We start from the raw sequence: 22,206 nt of genomic DNA on the forward strand, positions 1-22,206 counted from the left end.
CGCCTCCTACAGCAGCTGTTTGCTACGCAGGAAATCGCGGGCGACCTGCTGCGGTGACTGATGGTCGATATCCACCTTCTTGTTCAGCTCGGTGATAACGTCGTTGTTGAGCTGCGCCGAGAGGGTGTTGAGCGCCTCTTCCAGGCCGGGGTTGGCCTCCAGCGTGTCCTTACGCACCACCGGCGTCACCGCGTAGCTCGGGAAGAAGCCTTTATCATCTTCCAGCACCTTGAGGTCGAAGCCTTTCACGCGCCCGTCGGTGGTGTAAATCAGACCGGCGTCAACGAAGCCGTCGCGCACCGCGTTATAGACCAGACCGGGGTCCATCTGGCGGATTTGCGGGCGGTCCAGATCCATCTTGTAGGCCGCCTGAAGCGGCTTCATGCCGTCGCTGCGTCCGGCAAATTCCAGGTCCAGGCCAAGCAGCCAGTTTTTGTCCGGGTTGGTTTTACGGATCTGCTCAATCTTCGCCACCATCTCCGACATGGTGTTGATGTGTTCCGCCTCGGCGCGCTTGCGCTGCATGGCGAAAGCGTAGGTGTTGTTCATGTCGGCGGGCTTGAGCCAGACCAGACCGTGCTTTGCGTCCAGGCGTTTCACCGTCTCGTAAGACTCCTGCGGCGACATGCGCTTGTTGATGTGGTTAAAGATGATCAAGGACGTGCCGGTGTACTCCCAGGTCATGTCAATCTGCTTGTTGATCATCGCGTTGCGGGAGATCACCGTGGCAATGTTGGTTTGCGGCTGGACCTGAAAACCTTTCTTTTGCAGGTACTGCACGGTCATCGCCGAGAGTATGTGCTGCTCGGTAAAGCTCTTGGTCGCCAGAATCAGCGGGGCCGCCATCGCCTGGCTGGTGAACAGCGCCGCGGCACACAGCGCCGTCAGGCCGGAAAACAGTCTCATAAAAGCTCCTTGTTATTGTTATCGAGCGAGATGGGGACTCATCGCGCGACCCAGCGCCGCCAGCAGGGTATCGAGGATCAGGGCGAACAGGGCGGTGGCCGCCGCGCCGAGGATCAGGGTCGGGAAATCGTTCAGGTAAATACCGGGGAATATCAGCTCGCCGTAGCTGCTGGCGCCAATCAGGAACGCCAGCGGTGCGGTACCGACGTTAATGGCGGTGGCGATGCGGATCCCCGAGAGCATGACCGGCCAGGCGGCTGGCAGCTCAACCTGACGCAGACGCTGCCATTTGGTCATCCCGATGCCGTTTGCCGCTTCCAGCAGCGACGGCGGGACCGAGCACAGCCCGGCGTAGGTGTTACGCACGATCGGCAGCAGCGAGGCGAGGAACAGGGCGATGATGGCGGGCGTATCGCCAATGCCAATCACCACCATCGCCAGCGCCAGAACGGCCAGCGGCGGCAGCGTGTTGCCGACGTTAAAGATTTGCATCACATATTCGGCGATACCCCGCGCGGCCGGGCGGCTCAGCAGAATACCGGCTGGAATACCCACCAGCAGGGCAAAAAACATCGATGAGAAAACCAGAATCATGTGCTGTTGCCCGAGATAAACCAGGTCAACCTGGCGCGCCTTAATCGTCTCCATCCCGATCCCCCAGACGAGGAGGGCGAGGACCACGATAATTGCGCCGACAAACAGCAGCGAACGTTTGAGTAATGGGTGCATTGCGGTGTGTCTCCCTGTGCGCATGCGTTATAGCAACCACCGGTTGCCTGTTGTTATGCCATGTTTCGGCAGGGGTATTTCACCTATAGCAAGCGTTTGGGAAGGGTTCCAGCGAAGGGGTAAAATCAGTAACCCTATGAAAACGGGGACAACCTCGGTTTAAGCCTTATGGCGTAAGGGCTGATTGAGGGGCAGGCAGAATAGTCCTAAAGCGAATTTTTATATGTGACAGTGTCACATCTAAAAGGCTCATACGCCGAATATCGGACATTCACTTCAGAGAGAGGCACGAACCCGTCGAACCCGCGTCGAGACGGTGATAATTGAAACGGTAGCGACAACGGCGAGCATCAACCCGAGCGCCAGCATGGCGTTAAACCCGATCCATCTGAACAGCAGCAGCCCCGCGATACCGCCAGTAATGAACGAGAACAGGGTGGTTAAGTGAGTTTTTAGCTGGCTTTTTTGCGCCGCCGTATCTTTGGAGTAATCCCTGCGCAGCATCGCCACCATTACCGAGGCCAGGGAGATCCCCGCGTCCGTCAGCGTGCCGGTAATGTGCGTCGATCTCACCCGTCCGCCGGAAAGCTGCGTGGAGGTGGAGTTGTGAATGCCCATTAGTCCGCACAGAAAAAGAATGATCACGCGGTTGCTGGTGAGGGCATAAAAATACATCTCGTAGAAGGAGACGCCGGTCAGTAATAACCCTTCGACAAACAGGATCTGGCAAAAAACCAGCCTGACGTTATGGATAATGCCCCATATTACTATCATGCGCGCAACAATGGCGCCTGCGACAAAAGAGAGAATAATCGAGCCGAAAAAAATGATATCGCTCAGATCGGTGGAAGAGACTTCGCTGGATAACTGTGAGGTGTTGCCGGTCATGTGTGAGGGGAAAAAACCAAATGCCCCGAGGGCGATGGCATTCAGCAAACCTGCCGAGGTCGCCAGCCAGAGAGCAAGCCGGCGATCCTCCTTATGCGTTCGTTCTTTCTTGAGTCTAATCAGCAAGAATACCTCCGGGTTGAGCTTTGCCTGAATAGTCAGGCTAGCAAAGCCGTACAACGGGCTGTCCAGGATATGGCTTAATTATTATTCCCTCTGACGACTTTCAGGGTTTAGTAATTAATTAAAATATCCTTACTCAAAATGGGGGGGCGAATGCTTTAAATCATGCCGTTATTGCCGTGACGCAAAAACGCCGGTCGCTGGTTAAGGCGTTCAAACCAGGCCTCGAGCGCGGGCACGTCGGGCTTATCAAAGGGCGTCATTTTCCAGCGATTCACCGACAGCCCAAGCACTACGTCCGCAAGGGTAAACGTCTCGCCCGCCGCAAAGGCCCCGGTGCGCTGCAGCTGGTTTTCCAGAATGGTGATGCAGTGGTTCCACTCTTTTATTCCCGCCGCAATGCGCTCAGGGTCGTTAAAGTCCGGGTTTTTACGCCCCAGTGCCGGGAAGACATAGCGCCATGCGTTGTTAAATTCGGTTGCCTGCCAGTCCATCCAGCGCTCAACGTTGGCGCAAGCCTGGGGTTCTGCGGGCAGCAGATCGTGACGCCCGGCCTTGCGCGCCAGGTAACGGCAGATGGCGTTGGACTCCCACAGCACGAAATCGTCATCGATCAGCACCGGCACCATGGCGTTGGGGTTCAGCGCGCGGAAGGCATCCGTTTCCGTTGACGCAAAACCGCTGCCGTAATCTTCCTGTTGATACGCAAGGCCCGCTTCTTCGCAGGTCCAGAGCACTTTCCGCACGTTAATGGAGGTGGTTTTGCCGAGGATGTTAATCATGTCGCCGCTTCTCTTCAGAGTGATGAATCGTTTAAAAACAATACACCAGCGGTTGAGAAAAGCGTCAATAAATCATCCGGCGAGTGATTTGTGAAGACGCGAAAGCAGAAGCGTCAACACAACCGCGCCCAGGAGCAACATGCCGCTCATTGCAAACGTGCTCTGCCAGCCGCTATGGTCGAATACCAGGCCACCGGCCGTTGAACCCAGCGCAATAGAAAGCTGGATTACGGCGACCATTAATCCGCCGCCGGCTTCAGCATCTTCCGGCAGGGTTCGCGCAATCCATGTCCACCATCCCGTTGGTGCCGCCGTCGCCAGCATCCCCCAGAAGCCTAACAGCAGGGAAACGAGCCACACGCTGTGGCCGGTTAGTATCAACACGCCTGCTATCACGGCCATCAGCAGGGGAATGGCGATTAGCGTCAGGTAAAACGCGGCGTTCAGGACCAGAGCAACAAGCAGCGTGCCAACAAATCCCGCGACGCCTATGGTGAGTAAAATCAGCGATAAGCCGGAGGGGGTGACGCGTGTGACGGTTTCGAGAAACGGCCGCACATAGGTAAACAGCGCAAACTGTCCCATAAAGAACAGGCCGCAGGCCAGCAGACCGATGGAAACCACCGGCTGGCGGAATAGCCGAAAGGCGGATGCGCGTGACGCCGTATTTTTATTGCCGTTCATATCGGGCAGGCTAAAGCATTGCCAGAGGAACGCCACTGTCGCCACGGGAACCTGGCACAGGAAGGCGCCGCGCCAGCCAATGGTGGCGCCGAGATAGCTTCCGAGCGGGGCGGCGACTACCGTCGCCAGCGCGTTCCCCCCGTTGAATATCGCCAGCGCGCGAGATACCTGATGCTGCGGAACGAGGCGAATGGCCGTGGCGGCAGACATGGACCAGAACCCGCCTATAGCGATACCGATCAGCGCGCGGCCGGTCATATAAACCAGATAGTTTGGGGCGAAAGCGATAATCATCCCCGAGAGCGCCATCAGGAGCGTCATGCCCAGCAGAAGGTGTTTGCGGTTCATATTCCCGGCAAGCCGGGAAAGGAAGAGGCTGGTCAGAACCGCCAGCGCGCCGGAAATCGCGATCCCCTGGCCAGCGAGCCCCTCCGTAACGCCCAAATCTCTGGCAAGGGGCGTGAGCAGGCTGACGGGCATAAATTCCGAGGCAATCAGGACAAATACGCACAGGGTCATGGCAAAAATACCGCCCCAGTGCGCGCGTTCCTCATTCTGTGAGGAGGCAGGATTCAGAGTGGACATAGTCATCTTTCACAAAGCGCCGCCCGCTCAACACGGGCGGCGAAGAGGTTTATTTCAGGCTGGTTTTGAAAAACTGTTCAAACTGGCCGAACGGGATTTTCCCGGCAACGTTGTCGTAGAGATCGACATGGTTTGCGCCAGGGACAATCACCAGTTGCTTCTGTTTGCTGCCGACCGCTTTAAACGCATCTTCTGCAAAGTAGCGGGAGTGTGCTTTTTCGCCGGTTACGATAAGCGTCGGGATAGTAATTTCCCCGGCGTAGCTCAGCAGCGGCATATTCATAAAGGATAATGGCGTGGTCGCGGTCCACGCGCCGGTGGAGTTGACGGAACGCGCGTGGAAGCCTCGCGGCATGCGGTAGTAGTCATAAAACTCCTTCAGTACCGGATGCGGGTCTGCTGGCAGCGTCACTGGCAGAATACGTTCAGCCGCCGTCACTTTGCCGTTCTCGTCGACATAAATGTCATGGCCGCGGTGCGCGAAGGTACCATTCTCTGCATCTTTCCAGCGCTGTTCGTTCAGATACTGCAGAACGGCGCGGCGGTCAGACGTTGAGTAGCGATCTTTCCCGTCGCCCACGCCGTGACCCATCGCCCGGCTCATGTCGTACATCACGCTGGTGGCGACCGCTTTCACGCGGGTGTCCATGGAGGCCGCATTCAGCGCCATACCGCCCCAGCCGCAGATTCCGAGAATACCAATGCGATTACGATCAACCTCTTTCTGCAATCCCAGGAAATCCACCGCCGCGCTAAAGTCTTCAGTGTTGATATCCGGAGAGGCGACGTTGCGCGGCTGGCCGCCACTTTCGCCCGTATAGGACGGATCGAATGCCAGGGTCACAAACCCATTTTCCGCCAGGGTCTGCGCATACAGACCGCTGGACTGCTCTTTGACCGCGCCAAATGGACCACTTACCGCAATCGCCGCCAGCTTGTGGTCACCGCGGTTTTTAGGAAGATACAGATCGCCCACCAGGGTGATCCCGTATCGGTTCTGGAAGGACACCTTGCGGTGATCGACTTTGTCACTTTCGGCGAAGGTTTTATCCCATGTGCTCACCATCGAAACAGGCGCGTTTGGGTTGGTGGTTTCTGCATAGCTCATTGTTGTCACTCCACTTAATGATGCACATAGCAGCATCGCAACAGACAGTTTTTGGGCGAATGTTTTCATGAATATGGACCCTGGGTTGTTGTGTTGCGGTCATTATAGTTAGCAGAAATAGTGCTGATTAGAGGCCAAAAGCTGCTAGGATTCATATCATATTGTTATAAATTGGTGAGCATGATGGCGAAACGGGAAAACTATAATGAGCTTTACCTGTTCATGCAGGTGGTACGGGAGGGGAGCTTCACGGCGGCTGCGCAGCGGCTTGGGCTGGCGCAATCCGGGATCAGCCGCTCGGTTCGCGAGCTGGAAGAGCGGTTGGGCGTTCAGCTTTTGGTCCGCACCACGCGTAAGCTGTCGCTCACCCACGCGGGGGAACAGCTTTATCAGACAGCCGAGTCCGCGTTCGATACGCTCGATACGGGCCTGGCGACCCTGGCACACTATCGTCAGACGCCGTCCGGCACGGTACGTATTAATGCCAGCCAGCACGCTATCGACAAATGTCTGCTGCCAAAGCTCGCCATTTTTAAACAACGTTACCCGGACATCAGGCTGGAACTGATGAATGAAAGCCGCTTCGTCGACATTATCGCCGAGCGGTTCGATGCGGGTGTCAGACTCGGGCCGGAAGTGGGGCAAGGAATGATTGCAGTGCGTATCACGCCTGATATGGAAATGGCCGCAGTGGCTGCCCCGGAACACTTCAGACGCTTCGGTTTTCCGCAGACACCTGCGGATTTAGTGACGCACCCCTGCATTGCCTACCAGTTTGCCGACGGTAGTGACTATCAGTGGGAGCTGGTGCAGGACGGGAAAAAAATCACCCATAGGCCTGAGGGGCAATGGGCGCTGTCTGACAGCTATATGGAAGCCGAAGCCGCCAGGCTGGGACTTGGGCTGGCCTATGTTCCAGTGGAGCTGGTGGCTGACGATCTGGAACGCGGAACGCTTATCCGGGTTTTGCAGCGCTTTAGCCTGCGCATGGACGGACTGTATCTCTATTATCCGCACCGTAACGTGTCGCCTGCGCTTAGAGCGGTGATTGATACGCTGAAAATTTAGGGCGGCGTTGTCTTTCTGGAATACGCCTCGTCAACCGTAAATTAAGCGCAGGAAATCCCTGGAAAATAACTTTCTGCAATTGACATCCTTTATTGGACACAAAACAACTCCTACATTTCAGCCTGTTTCTCTAATCTGAAAAGCGGTAAAACCGGAATTGAATTATCACGCGAAATGTTTCGAAGTCAGAAAACGATCAGTACCCACAAACGAAAGATTATGGTAAAGCTGGGAGTAAAAAATGATCTGGAACTGCGCAAAGCGATACACAAGCTTCAGCCGCCGCATTGATGCGGCAGCTGTTCTTCCGTCAGGTCATTTATCGCCTGGTATTCGCTGTCTGATATAACGACCCTACGTTAATGACCAGTTAATGCGTTTAATATTTTTCAGGCAATTTATTAATTTTTTTAAGGATACCTCGATTGATCTCTATATAACCACCGATACGTAAATCGCCCAGTATTTTCATAACACGACTGCGTGAAAGTCGGGTTTTTTCCAGAATATAATCACTGACGTTGACATGATCGCTGAGCGCTTCATCTTCATTCATCAGGGAAATCAAATTCAGTCGTATCAGCTCATAGGTTGAGAGCCCGACGGATGAATAGTGGGCGAGGAGCAATTGACGGACGGCATACATATAACAGTATGAGGCATCTTTCCATAAACCCTGGGTATTGATGATGTCAAGCATCTCTTTTGTAGGTAGGATCTCATAGCTAACGCTTTTGTAGGCTTTTATAAAAATGCCGTCGTGGATGTCAATTAATTCGTTCATACCCGTAATTATCGGGGCTCTGATATATTTGATTAGAAGCCGATCGCTGCTTCTGTATATCGCAACGACTCCCTCATGCAGGATAAACGTTACTGGCTCAGCTTGCTTCTCCAGCGTAATGAGCTGACGTGGCTTAGCACTCTGGATCCGCTTGCTGTCAGAGACTGCCTTGATCAGTGCATTATAATGTGTTTCAGGTTTCATGCTTTTGGTTACCAAAAAATAATAATTCTTAATATATGATAGAAGACTTTTTGAAAAAGATGATAAAAATTCCGAATCAGAACATATCGGAACAATCGTTCTGGAGGTTTATAAGGTTCTGATCAGAATATTGGGTTGGGAGTGCTCGCTTCATCTGGACATCCTGGGGAGGAAGAAACAAATATGAAACCGCCTTCCGATAGCGGTTTTACGTGCGGAACCTGACCTTAGTGGTATGCCAGTGACATGGTAATAACAGGGCCGATTTTACGGGGTGTGGCGCCATAGGCCATACTCAAAGCGCGTGTATGCATCTGAAACGTCGGCCTGCCAACGGCTGAGGCGGTATCGATAGACCACGTTTTTCCGTCGCTGTAGGACTCATCAGAAGATCCTTCAAGCCGCTCGCCAGTAACATGCCAGTTGAGCTTATCACTCTGTTTTTTTGAGTCGGTTTCCTTAAGCGCGACAGAGCGATTGATCAGTTTGGTACTGGTGGACACGGCAATCTGTTGAGTATTATTTTCCCGAGGCGCAGATGGGATCGCCATGACGCGAAGCCTGTGCATCGACTCTTTATACTGGGAAAGTGTGCCTGGAATAATAAGGCGCATTAGGTTCTCTTTAGCCTCCGGGTTGCGCACGCTTAATGATAATTCTTTTTAGCCGCTTCATATAAAAAACGGATGCCGTTAATATTAACAATTTCACAGATATTATAGCTAAGGGCAATTGCATCGCAGCCAGTTTAATCTACGTAATATTACTCTCAATCCTGATTCCACAATAAATAATTGAAATAAATCCCGTGAAATCAATGCCTTGAGTTTCTTGTGGATATTAAAATATGATACTGCTGAAGTTAAGAAAAGTCTTTTTTTGTATGTCCTTAAAAGGATTATGTGCTGGTTGTTACATCATCGTTAACGTTTTTATTTATCCGCTATTATCGTAAAGCCGCGTTCATGAATGAAACAGCCTCATATACCCGCAGACAGAATAGAGATTTTTAGGCGTTATTACCCTGGTTTTGGCCTGGGAGCAGGGCTGAACTCTAACTTGAAAGTGATGTTGATTTTTCTTTAATAAAACGAAAATGAAAGGAAAACGCCGTTCTGTAAAGAATAAATGGTGTCAATTATTACGGGGCGCATTATGGCATCTATTATTATGTACCCGGGAAATGAGATGTTTAAAGCTGGCACCCTGACCGCTGCGCCAATCCTACATGCTGTACTTACCGATTGGCACAGGCTGGAAGAACACATACCGGAACTGCTAATTAAATGGCGTGGTTTATAACCTACAGCGCAGCATTCGAGTCAGGCATGCGGGACGAACGAATACTCAAACAACCGTTACGGGTCAATAAAATCGTTAATATCAATCAGCTGTGGATCCCTTCTGACAGCTAAAAAAGCCGTAAGCGGTTATCTGCTTACGGCTTTCGGATCGTGATGATTTTCTGACAATCAGGCCGCTTTCACAGCCCTGATTTTTTTCGTGTCAGCCGCATCGGATTCTGTTTTATCCGTTGCAGCTGGAGCATTGAGATCGGGAAGCTTGCTGGTACGCAGAATATGCTGCACGGTTTCTTTCTGCTCGGCGAGATGCAGGCCAAGATTTTCAGCCTGCGTTTCATCCATCTGCATTCCGCTTTGCAACAGCCAGTCGGTGAACGCGTCTGCCATATCGAGCAGCTTGTCGTGAGCGTCAGCCTCTTTCTTACTGGCAAATGTCATTTTCTCTTCACCTTTTCTAACGACAACAAATTTTGTTTCAACAGCCATTATGCGCACCTCATACTGTAATTATGTACAGTATAACTGTTCCCGGTTTATCTTGCAGCTAAAAAGTGAGCACATTTCTAGCGAGAAGGGGGGACATTCGAAAATCGTGCGCTGATCGCATCACGTTCATACCCCTGCGGCTGCGTAAGTATCTGGTATAAATCAGGACGACGACCGTGGATCCAGCGGCGTCCGGTGCTCATAGCAAGCAGGCTCAAATCCAGCTCAGCGCTCACCATCGCATCTTCTGCCGCCCAGGTTTCATTCACGATCCTTCCATACGGGTCGAGGATCATGGCATTGCCCGTGCGCACCTCGTCGTCATCCGCACCGACACCGTTGCTGAAGAGAAGAAATACTCCATTGTCATGCGCGCGGGCCGGCAGCCAGCGCATGAGCCATTTCCGGCCGCTTGGTCCTTTGAATGCGGCCGTAATTTCTTCCCTGCGCGTTTCCCGCTCTTCCCAGAGCGCCAGCGGAACAGGCTTCATACCGTGAGGGCTGCGGGAATCGGTACCGCCTGTCTGGTGCGGAGCGAGAAGAATATCGGCACCCAGCAGCGCCGTCGCGCGCACATTTTCGACCAAATTATTGTCCCAGCAAATCAGGATCCCGACCTTCACGCCCCACGGTGTATCAAAAACGGTAAAGTTATCCCCGCTGCTGATGGCCGGATGTTCAAAAGCATGGAGCTTACGATGCGTGTGCATTGAGCCATCCGGCATACAGGCAACATACGCATTGTAGAGGCGACCATCGTCGGCGCGTTCAATAAGCCCGGCGCCAATAAGCATTTGATGTTTTATCGCCAGGGAGCGAATGAGCGTCAGGGAAGGGCTGTCAACAATCGGCTCTGCCAGCGCAGACACCTGCGCAGCGGTAAGCTTAGGGACATGCCAGTAGCCGGTGATGCACATTTCAGGGAATGTAAGAATGTTCACCTGCTCAAGCGCCGCCTGTTCAATAAATTTCTCCATTATCAGGAGGTTGTATTTTTTGTTACTGGCCTGATGCTGAAACTGTACGGCTGCCGCCTTTAAGGATGTCAGTTCGTTCATGATGCGTCTCCGGTTGTCATCGAGACTGAATTACATAACGATTATCAATAACTGTATAATCAAAACATTTCTTAATTTGATAACCATCTGGAATGCGAAAATGAACACCCGGCTGCTAAAGGCGTTTTTGATGCTGGCGGAAAAAGGTAATTATGCCGATGCGGCGCGGGCGCTGTTTATCTCGCAGCCGGCATTGACCAAACAGATTAATCTCCTCGAATCCCTGGTGAATATGTCTCTTTTTTCACGAGGTCGTCACGGCGCAATGCTGACGGCCAGCGGCAGGCGTTTGCTGCCAGAGGCTGAAAAAGTGGTCAGGCAGACCCGGCAATTTCTGCAGCATGCTGAGCGGGTATCGAAAGGGGTTGAAGGGCATATTTCCGTCGGGTTCGGACTCTCAAGCTTTTATCTGGCGCCACGCTGTATCGCTGACTTTCGTCGGGACTATCCGGAAGTAGAAATGTCATTGACGGATCTGCCTTCCTTCCAGCAGTACGAGCGTTTACAAAATGATGAGCTACAGGTCGGTTTTGTCAGGGTTCCTCCCCCCGTGGCGCTTGAATACCTGCCTCTATTTACCGACCGGCTAGTCCTGGTTGCGCCCGCCGCGTCGCCGACACTGTCTGCCGCAGAGTGGCTCACGAAACGCCCTCTGTTGCGGCTGTATGATGAGCGAGGAAGAGGTCTAAACGCGCAGATTGACCGCTTCCTGCATAACAACGGTCTTTTCATCTCATCGACTCAGCTGACTGATGATATCCAAACTATCGTCGCGATGGTGATTGCGGGTATCGGTGTGGCCATTTTGCCCACCAGCGTGACGCATATCGCGCCGCCGGAGCTGGTGATTATTCCGCTCATGGGTGAATCAATCAGCTGGAAGGTAGGCATCGCCTGGGACGCAAGCAGGGAGGATGTCATCCGTGACAATTTCATTGCTAGCGTAGCTGCTGCGTTTCCGGGCCACCCATACTCCGCCGCCATGCCCCAGGCGCCTGACCATACTGACGCTTAAAGCTGCGGTTGAAGGACTGCTGGGAGTCGAAGCCCAGTGCGATCGCCACGTTCAGAATCGGCTCATCGCTGCGGGTTAAGCGCTCAACCGATTTTTGCAGCTTTTGCGCGCGAATATACCCGGCGAGGGGATAGCCGGTATGCTCTTTGAAGAGGCGCTGGAGGTGCCATTTTGAGTAGCCGGACCGCCTGGCGACGGACTCAATGTCCAGACGGCTATCCAGGTTGTTGTCGATCCAGTCGAGTAAATCATGCATAAATGCGCCAGTGTTCATCTGGTTACTCCCACGCTGCCTGTCAAAAGGTATCTTTGTCTGTTGCATTAAAAGGTGGCGCGTTTTTGTATTAATTGCAAGTTTTATTGTTGCATTTAAATCCCTGACCGAAACGGGTCTTTTCACATCCGCTCAAATAGCACATAAAGTGCAACAATTATTCTTGCACTTAGTTAAGCGCCTTCCTACAATCGCCGCGATAGTGTATTCGCAACTGTTACAGTTTTGTGGCGATGAACGACACAAATGGCCTTGAGACAGCCACCGGACAAAGGAAGTGGCGCAGTGCCTCCTGCTGCGTCTTGCCCGGCGGCGACAATTACCGGAATAAAAATAATGAGCCTGCAAAAAACTTGGGGTAACTTTCATCTGAACGCGCTGGGGGCCATGTTGCTCTCCGTGCTGCTCGTCGGATGCGACAACAGCGTCGCGCAAAACGCCGCGCCGCCTGCGCCCGCCGTCAGCGCTGCTGACGTGGTGGTGAAATCCATAAGCCAGTGGGATAGCTTTAACGGCCGGATTGAAGCGGTGGAGAGCGTTCAGCTCCGTCCGCGCGTTTCCGGCTACATTGATAAAGTGAATTACACCGACGGCCAGGAAGTGAAGAAGGGCGAGGTGCTGTTCACGATTGATGACCGAACCTATCGCGCGTCGCTGGAACAGGCGCAGGCGAACCTGGCGAGAGCTAAAACGCAGGCCAGCCTGGCGCAAAGCGAGGCTAACCGTACCGATAAGCTGGTCAATACCAACGTTGTCTCCCGTGAAGAGTGGGAGCAGCGTCGTTCGGCCGCCACTCAGGCGCAGGCCGATATTCGCGCCGCGCAGGCGGCAGTGGACGCGGCGCAGCTCAACCTGGACTTCACCAAAGTCACCGCGCCTATCGACGGTCGCGCCAGCCGGGCGCTGATCACCAGCGGAAACCTGGTGACGGCGGGTGACACCGCCAGCGTTCTTACCACGCTAGTCTCGCAGAAAACGGTTTACGTCTACTTTGACGTAGACGAGTCGACCTATCTTCACTACCAGAATCTTGCCCGCAGCGGGCAGGGGGCGTCCAGCAATCATACGGCGCTTCCGGTTGAGATTGGCCTGACGGGCGAGGAGGGATATCCCCACCAGGGCAAAGTGGACTTCCTGGATAACCAGCTGACGCCGAGTACCGGCACCATCCGTATGCGCGCGCTGCTGGATAACGCGCAGCGTCAGTTCACGCCGGGACTTTTTGCCCGCGTACGCCTGCCGGGCAGCGCGGAGTTCAAAGCCACGCTTATCGACGACAAAGCGGTGCTGACCGATCAGGATCGTAAGTACGTTTATATCGTCGATAAAGAGGGGAAAGCGCAGCGCCGCGACATCACGCCGGGCCGTCTGGCAGACGGTTTACGCATCGTGCGGCAGGGGCTGAACCCTGGCGATAAAGTCATCGTCGAGGGTTTACAAAAAGTGTTTATGCCGGGGATGCCGGTTAACGCGAAAACCGTTGCCATGACCGCCGCCAGCGCCCTCAACTGATCCCTTGACCTGAGAATCCATCCATGGACTTTTCCCGCTTTTTCATCGACAGGCCGATTTTTGCCGCGGTGCTGTCGATTCTGATTTTTATCACAGGGTTAATCGCCATCCCGCTACTGCCGGTGAGCGAATATCCTGACGTCGTGCCGCCAAGCGTGCAGGTTCGCGCGGAATACCCGGGCGCCAACCCGAAAGTGATTGCTGAGACCGTGGCGACGCCGCTGGAAGAGGCGATCAACGGCGTTGAGAACATGATGTACATGAAGTCCGTCGCGGGCTCCGACGGCGTGCTGGTGACCACCGTCACCTTCCGTCCGGGTACCGATCCGGATCAGGCGCAGGTGCAGGTGCAAAACCGCGTCGCGCAGGCCGAAGCGCGTCTGCCGGAAGACGTGCGGCGTTTGGGGATTACCACCCAGAAACAGTCCCCGACGCTGACGCTGGTGGTGCATCTGTTTTCGCCCAACGGTAAGTACGACTCCCTTTATATGCGTAACTACGCCACGCTGAAGGTGAAGGACGAGCTGGCGCGCCTGCCGGGCGTCGGCCAGATCCAGATTTTCGGCTCGGGTGAATACGCAATGCGCGTCTGGCTGGATCCCAACAAGGTGGCGGCCCGCGGGCTGACCGCGTCGGACGTGGTCACGGCGATGCAGGAGCAGAACGTTCAGGTATCCGCCGGGCAGCTTGGCGCCGAGCCGCTGCCGAAAGAGAGCGATTTCCTGATCTCCATTAACGCCCAGGGGCGTCTGCATACCGAAGAAGAGTTCGGCAATATTGTCCTGAAAACGACGCAAGACGGTACGGTCGTCCGCCTGCGCGACGTGGCGCGTATCGAAATGGGGTCCGGCAGCTATGCGCTGCGTTCCCAGCTGAACAATAAAGACGCGGTCGGGATTGGTATCTTCCAGTCGCCGGGGGCGAACGCCATTGATTTGTCTAACGCGGTGCGCGCGAAAATGGACGAACTGTCCACGCGCTTCCCGGCAGATATGAAGTGGGCGGCACCTTACGATCCGACCGTTTTCGTGCGCGACTCCATCCGTGCGGTCGTGCAAACGCTGCTGGAGGCGGTGGTGCTGGTGGTGCTGGTGGTGATCCTGTTCCTGCAAACCTGGCGCGCGTCGATCATTCCGCTGATCGCGGTGCCGGTTTCGGTGGTGGGTACCTTCAGTATTCTCTACCTGCTGGGCTTCTCGCTGAATACCCTGAGTTTGTTCGGGCTGGTGCTGGCCATCGGCATCGTGGTGGACGACGCCATCGTGGTGGTGGAAAACGTCGAGCGAAACATAGAAGAGGGGCTTGCTCCGCTTGCGGCGGCGCATCAGGCGATGCGCGAAGTGTCCGGGCCGATTATCGCGATTGCGCTGGTGCTGTGCGCGGTGTTTGTGCCGATGGCGTTTCTCTCGGGCGTTACCGGGCAGTTCTACAAGCAGTTTGCGGTGACGATCGCGATATCTACGGTAATTTCAGCGATTAACTCGCTGACGCTCTCTCCGGCGCTGGCGGCACTGCTGTTAAAACCGCACGGCGCGCCGAAAGATTTCCCGACCCGGCTTATCGATCGTCTGTTCGGCTGGATTTTCCGTCCGTTCAACCGCTTTTTCCATCGCAGCTCGAACGGCTATCAGGGGCTGGTGGGCAAAACGCTGGGACGACGCGGCTCGGTATTTGTGGTGTATCTGCTGCTGCTCTGTGCCGCAGGCGTCATGTTTAAAGCGGTGCCCGGCGGGTTTATTCCGACGCAGGATAAGCTGTACCTGATTGGCGGCGTGAAGATGCCGGAAGGTTCGTCGCTGGCGCGCACCGACGCGGTGATCCGCAAAATGAGCGAAATCGGGATGAATACCGAAGGCGTGGACTACGCGGTTGCTTTCCCGGGACTGAACGCGCTGCAGTTCACCAACACGCCGAATACCGGCACGGTCTTCTTTGGCCTGAAGCCGTTCGACCAGCGTAAACATACTGCGGCGGAAATTAACGCGGAGATCAACGCGAAAATCGCGCAAATTCAGGAAGGGTTTGGCTTCTCCATTCTGCCGCCGCCGATTTTAGGGCTGGGTCAGGGGTCGGGCTATTCCCTGTACATCCAGGACCGCGGTGGTCTGGGCTATGGCGCGCTGCAAAATGCGGTTAACACCATGTCCGGCGCGATTATGCAGACGCCGGGAATGCACTTCCCGATCTCAACCTACCAGGCTAACGTTCCGCAGCTGGACGTGCAGGTCGACCGTGACAAGGCGAAAGCGCAGGGCGTATTGCTGACCGATCTTTTCGGTACGCTGCAAACCTATCTTGGCTCGTCTTACGTGAATGACTTCAACCAGTTCGGCCGTACCTGGCGCGTGATGGCGCAGGCCGACGGGCAGTTCCGCGACAGCGTGGAAGATATTGCGAATTTACGCACCCGTAACAGCCAGGGCGAAATGGTGCCGATTGGCAGCATGGTGAAAATCACGACCACCTACGGGCCGGATCCGGTGATCCGCTACAACGGCTACCCGGCGGCGGATCTGATTGGCGATGCCGACCCGCGCGTGCTTTCGTCTGCGCAGGCGATGACGCAGCTGGACGCCATGTCTAAGCAGATCCTGCCGAACGGGATGAACATTGAATGGACGGATCTGAGCTTCCAGCAGGCCACCCAGGGCAATACGGCGCTGATCGTTTTCCCGGTCGCGGTGCTGTTGGCGTTCCTCGTCCTGGCGGCGCTATATGAAAGCTGGACGCTGCCGCTGGCGGTGATCCTCATCGTGCCGATGACCATGCTCTCCGCGCTGTTTGGCGTTTGGCTGACCGGTGGCGATAACAACGTCTTCGTGCAGGTGGGGCTGGTGGTGCTGATGGGGCTGGCGTGTAAAAACGCGATTCTTATCGTGGAGTTTGCCCGCGAGCTGGAAATTCAGGGCAAAGGCATTATGGAAGCCGCGCTTGAGGCGTGCCGCCTGCGTTTACGTCCGATTGTGATGACCTCCATCGCCTTTATTGCCGGGACTATTCCGCTGATCCTCGGCCACGGCGCGGGCGCAGAAGTGCGCGGCGTCACCGGGATCACGGTCTTCTCCGGGATGCTGGGCGTGACGCTGTTTGGTCTGTTCCTGACGCCGGTGTTTTACGTGACGCTGCGTAAGTTCGTGACGCGCGGGAAAAAAGAGGAAAGGGACGTTCTGCCCGCATAGGGACGTTGCCGATAATAAAAAACCGCCTTCACTGTGAAGGCGGTTTTTTTTCGCATCAGATAAAACGTTACGACGTTTTTTGATACTGGGCAATAAGGTCCGGGAGCGGATCCCATCCGCTGCTGTCGGCGTTTTTGACCGCTTCCAGGGCGCTTGCCACGGTATGGCGGGCCAGTACCGCTAACGAAGCCTCCTCGGCTTCTTCGGATATCGATTTGAAGTACCAGCAGGCGTTAGCGCTGACAACGCAGCGGGCCGGCACGTCAGGGCGCGACGCCCACAGCTTTTTATCTTCGATAACCGAAAGGTAGATGTCGCGCAGGGTGATCTCTTCCGGCGGGCGACCAAGATGAATTGAGCCGTTACGGCCAAGCGTTGAGACGATAATGCCGTCACGCGTCAGCGGAACCATCAATTTGCGGATGAAGCTCGGGTTCGCTTCCAGGCCGTAGGCCAGAATCGCACTCGTGGAACGTTCACCCAATTGCTCCGCCATCGCTACGCTGAGAACCATCTGCAAAGCTGTCGGGAAGCGGTAATCTAACATTTCTCTGTCCTGGGTTGCGGTGAATCTTGTTCTTTTTGGCACCGCAGAGGTGAATAAGCAATAAACAACAATATAACAAATACGGTAATTATTTTGAAGCAATCTGCGGCATTTGCGATCGAACCCCCTGTTCTGATTTAGCAAAACGTGCGGTTCGGGAAGTCAACCGTCACCATCAGGCCACCTTCAGCGGAAGTACTCAGGTTTACGCTGCTGTTGTGTTGCTGCGCCACCGCTTTGACGATGGCAAGCCCCAGCCCGCTCCCGCTTTGGACCTGATTGGGGTCGCGGAAAAACCTGTCGAACACGCGCTCGCGCAGTTCAACCGGAATACCGGGCCCTGCATCTGAAACGCGAAGCCGCGCGAAGCCATCTGCTATGCAGACATCGACCTGAATCCGCCCGCCCTCGGGACTGTACTTCACGGCGTTCTCAATGAGGTTATCAATAAGCGACACCAGGCGTTCCCTGACTCCCGGGGTCCAGATGTCATCCTCGGCGAAGAATTCCAGCTCAATCCTGCGCGCAGACGCCAGCGGTTCCAGCTCGGCCATTCGCTCCTGAATGAGCGTCGTCAGCAGCACGGGCTCCATTTCCGTATCAATGCGCGCTTCGCTGTGCATCATCAGAAGCAGCTGGTTGACGAGACGCGCTGCCCGGCTGTTGCTGCGAATCACCCCTGCAAGCAGCTCCTGCTGGTTCTCACTGATGACCCAGGACTGCAGCGCTTCCACGTTGATGCGCATCGCCGCGAGGGGCGTACGCAGCTCGTGCGCGGCATCCGCAATGAAAACCCGTTCCCTTTCCGCGCTAAACGGTTTCGTATGTTTTACTGCCCGTGAGGATGGGAGGGCTGCGCAGGTCCTCCCACAGAATGAAGGTTAGAAAAAGACACCACAGCAGGGTCAGCAGCATCTGGGCGATGATAATTCGGCGCACCAGCGTCGGGCGCCTCAGGTGATACCAGACGTTTTGCATTAACCGGTCACCTTTTGAATGGAGACGGTATCAATGACGTACCCGACGCCCCGCACCGTCCGCACATAGCCGTCGCCGATTTTTCGCCGCAAGTTTCCCATATGCACGTCGAGCGCATTGCTGAGGTTCTCTTTGTTGCCGAATATCCGTTCTTCCAGAAACCGTCGCGTAATCACGCGGTCAGCGCGCAGCATTAGCGTTTCCAGCAGCGCATATTCACTCGCCGTCAGGTCTACGTGGCGCGCGCTCACCGTCACGCGGCGCGTCGGAACATGAAGCGATAAGCCTCGAATTTCTATCGCTTCATTCTCGAAACCGTAGCTGCGCCGCGCCAGGGCTCTCACTCGCGCCAGCAGCTCGGCGAGAATAAAAGGCTTGACGAGATAGTCGTCCGCACCGGCATCCAGCCCGCACAGGCGATCCTGCAGCGTGCCTCGCGCCGTCAGGATGATGACCGGGATCCCCTTGAGCTGCTGACGCAAACGCGCCATCAGGCTCATGCCGTCGCCGTCGGGCAGCCCCAGGTCGAGCAAAATAAGTTCCGGCACGCAGACGTCCAGCTGATGCAGCGCATCCTCTTTACGGCGAACCCATATGACGTCAAATCCTTGATCCGAGAGGGCGATACGTACGCCGTTGCCGAGATCCAGGTCGTCTTCGATTAGTAAAATTTTCACACTGGCAACTGTATCAACCGTGAATGAAGAACATCTTAAGAAAAAAACGGTATCAGGAAACCTGCCCGGTTTACAGCGCCTGCTCGCGCTTCAGTGTTTCTTCATGTTCGGCTCAAAAGAACCTTAGGGTCGGTATTCAAAATGGGCGTTATGGCGGTTAACCGCATGCATCGTCATCATTTGAATCCAAAAGGGCTTCTTTAATGAGAAACATCGAACTTCGTCATACGTTCCCTCATTTACTTCCGGGACGCAGCCTGAAAAACCTCGTGCCGGGCTTCGTTCTGGCGTTACTGGCCATGCCTGCACTGGCGGCAGAACAGAGTCAGGGTAACGTCTTAACGCTGGGGGGCGGCGTGGACGTCGCGCCGCGCTACTCGGGTTCCGATAAAACCCGCGTCAGTGCGGCTCAGGTGGTGGATTACGCCATGGCAAACGGTTTCTTTATCGGCACCACGCGAGGGATCGGTTACGGCAACAACATCGGCAACCTGGACTACAGCGCCGCGCTGAGCTATCGAGTTGGGCGTAAAGATAAAGACGTGAGCAGCGATTCCATCAGCTCCGGCAGCAACGAGCTGCGAGGAATGGGCGAGATAAAAGGCTCGGCAATCGTTGTGCCCGGGCTTGAGTACAGGGTGACCGACTGGCTTCACCTGCAGATGCAGGCAGAGGTACCGGTTTCAGAAAGAGACAACGGTGAAGCGGTTCATTTCGGCATTTCCAGCCCGTTCTACACCTCACCAAAAAATGAGGTGACGCTGGCGCTGACCGGCAGCTGGGGATCCGACAAGTACATGCAGACCTACTACGGGGTCAGTGCCGCCCAGTCGAGCGCATCGGGCTTTGCCCGACATGACGCCGGGGCCGGGATTTATGCCTGGTCGATGAATCTGGACTGGACCCACAGGCTCACCTCGCGCTGGAGCGTCCTTGCCTCAGCGGGCGTTACGCAACTGACGGGGGATGCGGGTGATAGCCCCATTGTGCAACGCAAAACATCGCCCACGGGGAGTTTGAAGGTGACGTACAGTTTTTGATGTTGGCTGCGGTGGCTTAACGTTTTGAGCACGCATTTGCGGTAATTTAAGCCGCTCCGGTTGAGATGGCGGGGCGGTTCCCTTTGCAGAAAGTTACAGCACTGCACACGTGGTTGACGGATTTATCTAAAGCTCCATTGTGCCGTAATGACAAACACGGAAGGTATGATAATACCCACATCCATTCCAAAATAAGACGTAAAATTATACTGAAACCCATGATATATATAGGGCGAAAATCGGTAATGGTGCCAACTTACTGATTTAGTGTATGATGGTGTTTTTGAGGTGCTCCAGTGGCTTCTGTTTCTATCAGCTGTCCCTCCTGTTCAGCTACTGAAGGCGTGGTGCGTAACGGTAAAAGTACTGCCGGACATCAGCGCTATCTCTGCTCTCACTGCCGTAAAACATGGCAGCTACAGTTCACTTACACCGCTTCTCAACCCGGTACGCATCAGAAAATCATTGATATGGCCATGAATGGCGTCGGATGTCGCGCCAGTGCACGCATTATGGGCGTTGGCCTCAACACGGTTTTACGACACTTAAAAAACTCAGGCCGCAGTCGGTAACCTCGCGCATACAACCGGGCAGTGATGTGATTGTCTGCGCGGAAATGGACGAACAGTGGGGTTACGTCGGCGCTAAATCACGCCAGCGCTGGTTGTTTTACGCGTATGACAGGATACGGAGGACGGTTGTGGCGCACGTATTCGGTGAACGCACGTTGGCCACGCTGGAGCGTCTTCTGAGCCTGCTGTCGGCCTTTGAGGTCGTGGTATGGATGACGGATGGCTGGCCGCTGTATGAATCACGCCTGAAGGGAGAACTGCACGTTATCAGCAAGCGATATACGCAGCGCATTGAGCGGCATAACCTGAATCTGAGGCAGCATCTGTCAAGGCTGGGCAGGAAGTCACTGTCGTTCTCAAAATCGGTGGAGCTGCATGACAAAGTCATCGGGCATTATCTGAACATAAAACACTATCAGTAAGTTGGAGTCATTACCCGAAAATCCTATTCCCGTTGCTTTTTTAAAATCATGGTATGAACCATGGTCACCACAATCATCGAAAGTATCAAAGAAAAATTCACCTACATAGCCATAGATTCCTTTAAAAACCCAACCGTTATCCCATCCAGCCCAGTCTCTTCTTACGCCGGCAGCCAGGCATCTGTCATTAAAGCTGTTTTTCATTGTCCCTAGCACAAGACTGTATTTCGACGTATCCGAGAATTTCCTCTCAACGGATATGAACTTATTTTCAAAGTTCTCCGTGTATTGTCCTCGATTATGCGTCAGATGATAAACGTATGAGCCGGTATTTATTGAATACAGATTTATTTCATCTGCAGAGCAATGCAACGTAAAAAGATAAAAACTTCCGCACCACAGCCATGTGGGCCATCTTTTCCGATCTGTCTGCTTATGTGGAATATTATCCATATTCGCTCACTTTGGCTAACGTACTGAAATTATAAGGACTATTTTCGATCTTCAGCTGGATAAATTTTAGCATACATACCAAAACTCGAGATATTCACGTCACGGATTGGGGGCTGAAATTACGATAGAACATGTTCTGCGAACCCTTACCCCACGCGCTTACACGAGTGAAAATCAGCTTTTTTTGCCGCCGCTAAAATCATAGCCTCTGAGGTATAATCGCTGTTCGGAAAAAGGCAAAGAGGATGTGATAAGATGCTGACTTATATCACTATAGGTACAAATGATCTTCAGCGCGCCGCGACGTTTTATGACGCGATTTTTAAAGTGCTTGGCTATTCACGCTTGCCTGCCTGGACCAAGGACTGGGCAATGTGGGGAGATGAAAATAATCCAGATGAGGGGTTTAGCTTCTGTATTTGTCCTCCCTTTGACCGACAACCCGCAACGGCGGGAAACGGGACCATGTTCGCATTCCGTGCAGCTAACGCGGAGCTTGTCAGACGTTTCCATGCAGCAGGCCTTGTCGCAGGAGGAAAGAGTGAAGGCATGCCAGGGACACGAACCGCGTACGGCCCCGATTTTTATGTTGCCTATCTGCGCGATCCTGACGGGCATAAGCTGGCATGCGTTTGTCAGCATTATTCTTCTGAAGCCGATACGTTCCCAGACGAAGAATAGTCACAAGCGGTCGTTTTTGAACTATGTTTAACATCAGTCAGAATAATAAATAGTTGAACTGTTATTAGATTCTGAACAGTGGCGCCTTAATCCGGAGCATTTGAAAGCCAGAACCTCACTGAGAAGTGTGCCAGCATGACGTGGCTA

General features: G+C 54.2%; 22 protein-coding genes and 1 pseudogene. 8 read left to right on the plus strand and 15 right to left on the minus strand.

Features of this window, described 5'->3' with window-relative positions; all coding sequences use genetic code 11:
• Nucleotides 1–6: 6 nt before the first annotated feature.
• The 6 genes from osmX to INF68_RS06650 all read right to left on the minus strand — a co-directional run bounded on the left by osmX (nt 7) and on the right by INF68_RS06650 (nt 5,874).
• Nucleotides 7–906 (minus strand): osmoprotectant ABC transporter substrate-binding protein OsmX, encoded by a 900-nt coding sequence (osmX, locus tag INF68_RS06625; protein ID WP_023327329.1) that lies wholly within the window; start codon nt 904–906, stop codon nt 7–9.
• Between the two features lie 18 nt (nt 907–924).
• Nucleotides 925–1,635 carry an osmoprotectant ABC transporter permease OsmY gene (gene osmY, locus INF68_RS06630; RefSeq protein WP_023311516.1) on the minus strand — a complete coding sequence of 237 codons (711 nt, stop codon included), beginning with the start codon at nt 1,633–1,635 and terminating at the stop codon, nt 925–927.
• A gap of 276 nt (nt 1,636–1,911) precedes the next feature.
• Nucleotides 1,912–2,649: a YoaK family protein gene (locus INF68_RS06635; RefSeq protein ID WP_126786102.1), complete on the minus strand. Its 738-nt coding sequence runs from the start codon at nt 2,647–2,649 to the stop codon at nt 1,912–1,914.
• 155 nt (nt 2,650–2,804) lie between these two features.
• Nucleotides 2,805–3,428: a glutathione S-transferase family protein gene (locus INF68_RS06640; protein WP_126786101.1), complete on the minus strand. Its 624-nt coding sequence runs from the start codon at nt 3,426–3,428 to the stop codon at nt 2,805–2,807.
• 72 nt (nt 3,429–3,500) lie between these two features.
• Nucleotides 3,501–4,697 (minus strand): MFS transporter, encoded by a 1,197-nt coding sequence (locus INF68_RS06645; RefSeq protein ID WP_109844305.1) that lies wholly within the window; start codon nt 4,695–4,697, stop codon nt 3,501–3,503.
• Nucleotides 4,698–4,746: 49 nt separating this feature from the next.
• The gene (locus tag INF68_RS06650) at nt 4,747–5,874 is read right to left on the minus strand and encodes an alpha/beta hydrolase (RefSeq protein WP_126786100.1); all 1,128 of its coding nucleotides are present in this window, start codon (nt 5,872–5,874) and stop codon (nt 4,747–4,749) included.
• 114 nt (nt 5,875–5,988) lie between these two features.
• On the opposite strand from INF68_RS06650, the gene INF68_RS06655 reads away from it, so the two are divergent.
• A complete protein-coding gene (locus tag INF68_RS06655; protein ID WP_109844318.1) occupies nt 5,989–6,873 on the plus strand; it encodes a LysR family transcriptional regulator in 885 nt (294 codons plus the stop codon).
• A 135-nt stretch (nt 6,874–7,008) separates the two neighbouring features.
• A complete protein-coding gene (locus INF68_RS23485; RefSeq protein WP_227412810.1) occupies nt 7,009–7,164 on the plus strand; it encodes a LuxR C-terminal-related transcriptional regulator in 156 nt (51 codons plus the stop codon).
• A gap of 88 nt (nt 7,165–7,252) precedes the next feature.
• On the opposite strand, the gene INF68_RS06665 is transcribed toward INF68_RS23485, so the two are convergent.
• The 4 genes from INF68_RS06665 to INF68_RS06680 form a co-directional block, all read right to left on the minus strand.
• Complete coding sequence (locus INF68_RS06665) at nt 7,253–7,861, minus strand: helix-turn-helix domain-containing protein (protein WP_193525282.1); 609 nt, start codon at nt 7,859–7,861, stop codon at nt 7,253–7,255.
• Between the two features lie 227 nt (nt 7,862–8,088).
• Complete coding sequence (locus INF68_RS06670) at nt 8,089–8,505, minus strand: fimbria/pilus periplasmic chaperone (RefSeq protein ID WP_265094682.1); 417 nt, start codon at nt 8,503–8,505, stop codon at nt 8,089–8,091.
• 828 nt (nt 8,506–9,333) lie between these two features.
• A complete protein-coding gene (locus INF68_RS06675; RefSeq protein WP_126786096.1) occupies nt 9,334–9,651 on the minus strand; it encodes a YebG family protein in 318 nt (105 codons plus the stop codon).
• A 77-nt stretch (nt 9,652–9,728) separates the two neighbouring features.
• The gene (locus tag INF68_RS06680; protein WP_126786095.1) at nt 9,729–10,709 is read right to left on the minus strand and encodes a nitrilase family protein; all 981 of its coding nucleotides are present in this window, start codon (nt 10,707–10,709) and stop codon (nt 9,729–9,731) included.
• A gap of 100 nt (nt 10,710–10,809) precedes the next feature.
• On the opposite strand from INF68_RS06680, the gene INF68_RS06685 reads away from it, so the two are divergent.
• Nucleotides 10,810–11,724 carry a LysR family transcriptional regulator gene (locus tag INF68_RS06685; protein WP_227412801.1) on the plus strand — a complete coding sequence of 305 codons (915 nt, stop codon included), beginning with the start codon at nt 10,810–10,812 and terminating at the stop codon, nt 11,722–11,724.
• Here the strand turns inward: INF68_RS06685 and INF68_RS06690 are convergent.
• Nucleotides 11,648–11,998, minus strand: a complete 351-nt coding sequence (locus INF68_RS06690) for a helix-turn-helix domain-containing protein (RefSeq protein ID WP_061715355.1) — start codon at nt 11,996–11,998, stop codon at nt 11,648–11,650. The genes INF68_RS06685 and INF68_RS06690 overlap by 77 nt on opposite strands.
• A 336-nt stretch (nt 11,999–12,334) precedes the next feature.
• Here INF68_RS06690 and INF68_RS06695 point away from each other — a divergent pair, with 336 nt between their 5' ends.
• On the plus strand, nt 12,335–13,510 hold the full coding sequence (locus INF68_RS06695; protein WP_126786094.1) for an efflux RND transporter periplasmic adaptor subunit: 1,176 nt from the start codon (nt 12,335–12,337) through the stop codon (nt 13,508–13,510).
• A gap of 23 nt (nt 13,511–13,533) precedes the next feature.
• Nucleotides 13,534–16,689 carry a multidrug efflux RND transporter permease subunit OqxB gene (oqxB, locus tag INF68_RS06700; protein ID WP_023311530.1) on the plus strand — a complete coding sequence of 1,052 codons (3,156 nt, stop codon included), beginning with the start codon at nt 13,534–13,536 and terminating at the stop codon, nt 16,687–16,689.
• Between the two features lie 67 nt (nt 16,690–16,756).
• Here oqxB and INF68_RS06705 read toward each other — a convergent pair whose 3' ends face one another.
• The 3 genes and pseudogenes from INF68_RS06705 to INF68_RS06715 all read right to left on the minus strand — a co-directional run bounded on the left by INF68_RS06705 (nt 16,757) and on the right by INF68_RS06715 (nt 18,891).
• Entirely contained in the window at nt 16,757–17,236 is a 480-nt protein-coding gene (locus INF68_RS06705) for an Rrf2 family transcriptional regulator (protein WP_029739386.1), read from the minus strand.
• Nucleotides 17,237–17,373: 137 nt separating this feature from the next.
• Nucleotides 17,374–18,214: pseudogene (locus tag INF68_RS06710) on the minus strand (sensor histidine kinase).
• Nucleotides 18,214–18,891, minus strand: a complete 678-nt coding sequence (locus INF68_RS06715; protein WP_045354785.1) for a response regulator transcription factor — start codon at nt 18,889–18,891, stop codon at nt 18,214–18,216. The pseudogene INF68_RS06710 and the gene INF68_RS06715 overlap by 1 nt, the downstream one beginning before the upstream one ends.
• Before the next feature lie 203 nt (nt 18,892–19,094).
• Between INF68_RS06715 and INF68_RS06720 the strand changes: the two genes are divergently transcribed.
• Both INF68_RS06720 and INF68_RS06725 read left to right on the plus strand, forming a co-directional pair.
• Nucleotides 19,095–19,931 (plus strand): MipA/OmpV family protein, encoded by an 837-nt coding sequence (locus INF68_RS06720; protein WP_126786093.1) that lies wholly within the window; start codon nt 19,095–19,097, stop codon nt 19,929–19,931.
• Nucleotides 19,932–20,227: 296 nt separating this feature from the next.
• Nucleotides 20,228–20,925 (plus strand): IS1 family transposase gene (locus tag INF68_RS06725; protein ID WP_225865976.1). Its coding sequence is split into 2 segments (ribosomal slippage): nt 20,228–20,477 and nt 20,477–20,925, totalling 699 coding nucleotides; the frame shifts between segments, so codons are not numbered across the junction.
• Here the strand turns inward: INF68_RS06725 and INF68_RS06730 are convergent.
• Nucleotides 20,860–21,378, minus strand: a complete 519-nt coding sequence (locus tag INF68_RS06730) for a hypothetical protein (RefSeq protein ID WP_370552432.1) — start codon at nt 21,376–21,378, stop codon at nt 20,860–20,862. The two genes, INF68_RS06725 and INF68_RS06730, sit on opposite strands and share 66 nt — an antisense overlap.
• 255 nt (nt 21,379–21,633) lie before the next feature.
• Between INF68_RS06730 and INF68_RS06735 the strand changes: the two genes are divergently transcribed.
• Nucleotides 21,634–22,059 carry a VOC family protein gene (locus INF68_RS06735; RefSeq protein ID WP_109844295.1) on the plus strand — a complete coding sequence of 142 codons (426 nt, stop codon included), beginning with the start codon at nt 21,634–21,636 and terminating at the stop codon, nt 22,057–22,059.
• The last annotated feature ends 147 nt before the right edge of the window (nt 22,060–22,206 follow it).

It is taken from the genome of Enterobacter cloacae complex sp. P16RS2 (genome assembly GCF_014982155.1).
GTDB lineage: Bacteria > Pseudomonadota > Gammaproteobacteria > Enterobacterales > Enterobacteriaceae > Enterobacter > Enterobacter cloacae_M.

What these genes read in the sequence shown, in the direction of transcription:
- osmX (WP_023327329.1), bottom strand. Translation starts at nt 906, where the DNA reads ATGAGACTGTTTTCCGGCCTGACGGCGCTGTGTGCCGCGGCGCTGTTC.
- osmY (WP_023311516.1), bottom strand. Translation starts at nt 1,635, where the DNA reads ATGCACCCATTACTCAAACGTTCGCTGCTGTTTGTCGGCGCAATTATC.
- INF68_RS06640 (WP_126786101.1), bottom strand. Translation starts at nt 3,428, where the DNA reads ATGATTAACATCCTCGGCAAAACCACCTCCATTAACGTGCGGAAAGTG.
- INF68_RS06645 (WP_109844305.1), bottom strand. Translation starts at nt 4,697, where the DNA reads ATGTCCACTCTGAATCCTGCCTCCTCACAGAATGAGGAACGCGCGCAC.
- INF68_RS06650 (WP_126786100.1), bottom strand. Translation starts at nt 5,874, where the DNA reads ATGAAAACATTCGCCCAAAAACTGTCTGTTGCGATGCTGCTATGTGCA.
- INF68_RS06655 (WP_109844318.1), top strand. Translation starts at nt 5,989, where the DNA reads ATGGCGAAACGGGAAAACTATAATGAGCTTTACCTGTTCATGCAGGTG.
- INF68_RS06665 (WP_193525282.1), bottom strand. Translation starts at nt 7,861, where the DNA reads ATGAAACCTGAAACACATTATAATGCACTGATCAAGGCAGTCTCTGAC.
- INF68_RS06675 (WP_126786096.1), bottom strand. Translation starts at nt 9,651, where the DNA reads ATGGCTGTTGAAACAAAATTTGTTGTCGTTAGAAAAGGTGAAGAGAAA.
- INF68_RS06680 (WP_126786095.1), bottom strand. Translation starts at nt 10,709, where the DNA reads ATGAACGAACTGACATCCTTAAAGGCGGCAGCCGTACAGTTTCAGCAT.
- INF68_RS06685 (WP_227412801.1), top strand. Translation starts at nt 10,810, where the DNA reads ATGAACACCCGGCTGCTAAAGGCGTTTTTGATGCTGGCGGAAAAAGGT.
- INF68_RS06690 (WP_061715355.1), bottom strand. Translation starts at nt 11,998, where the DNA reads ATGAACACTGGCGCATTTATGCATGATTTACTCGACTGGATCGACAAC.
- INF68_RS06695 (WP_126786094.1), top strand. Translation starts at nt 12,335, where the DNA reads ATGAGCCTGCAAAAAACTTGGGGTAACTTTCATCTGAACGCGCTGGGG.
- oqxB (WP_023311530.1), top strand. Translation starts at nt 13,534, where the DNA reads ATGGACTTTTCCCGCTTTTTCATCGACAGGCCGATTTTTGCCGCGGTG.
- INF68_RS06705 (WP_029739386.1), bottom strand. Translation starts at nt 17,236, where the DNA reads ATGTTAGATTACCGCTTCCCGACAGCTTTGCAGATGGTTCTCAGCGTA.
- INF68_RS06720 (WP_126786093.1), top strand. Translation starts at nt 19,095, where the DNA reads ATGAGAAACATCGAACTTCGTCATACGTTCCCTCATTTACTTCCGGGA.
- INF68_RS06730 (WP_370552432.1), bottom strand. Translation starts at nt 21,378, where the DNA reads ATGGATAATATTCCACATAAGCAGACAGATCGGAAAAGATGGCCCACA.
- INF68_RS06735 (WP_109844295.1), top strand. Translation starts at nt 21,634, where the DNA reads ATGCTGACTTATATCACTATAGGTACAAATGATCTTCAGCGCGCCGCG.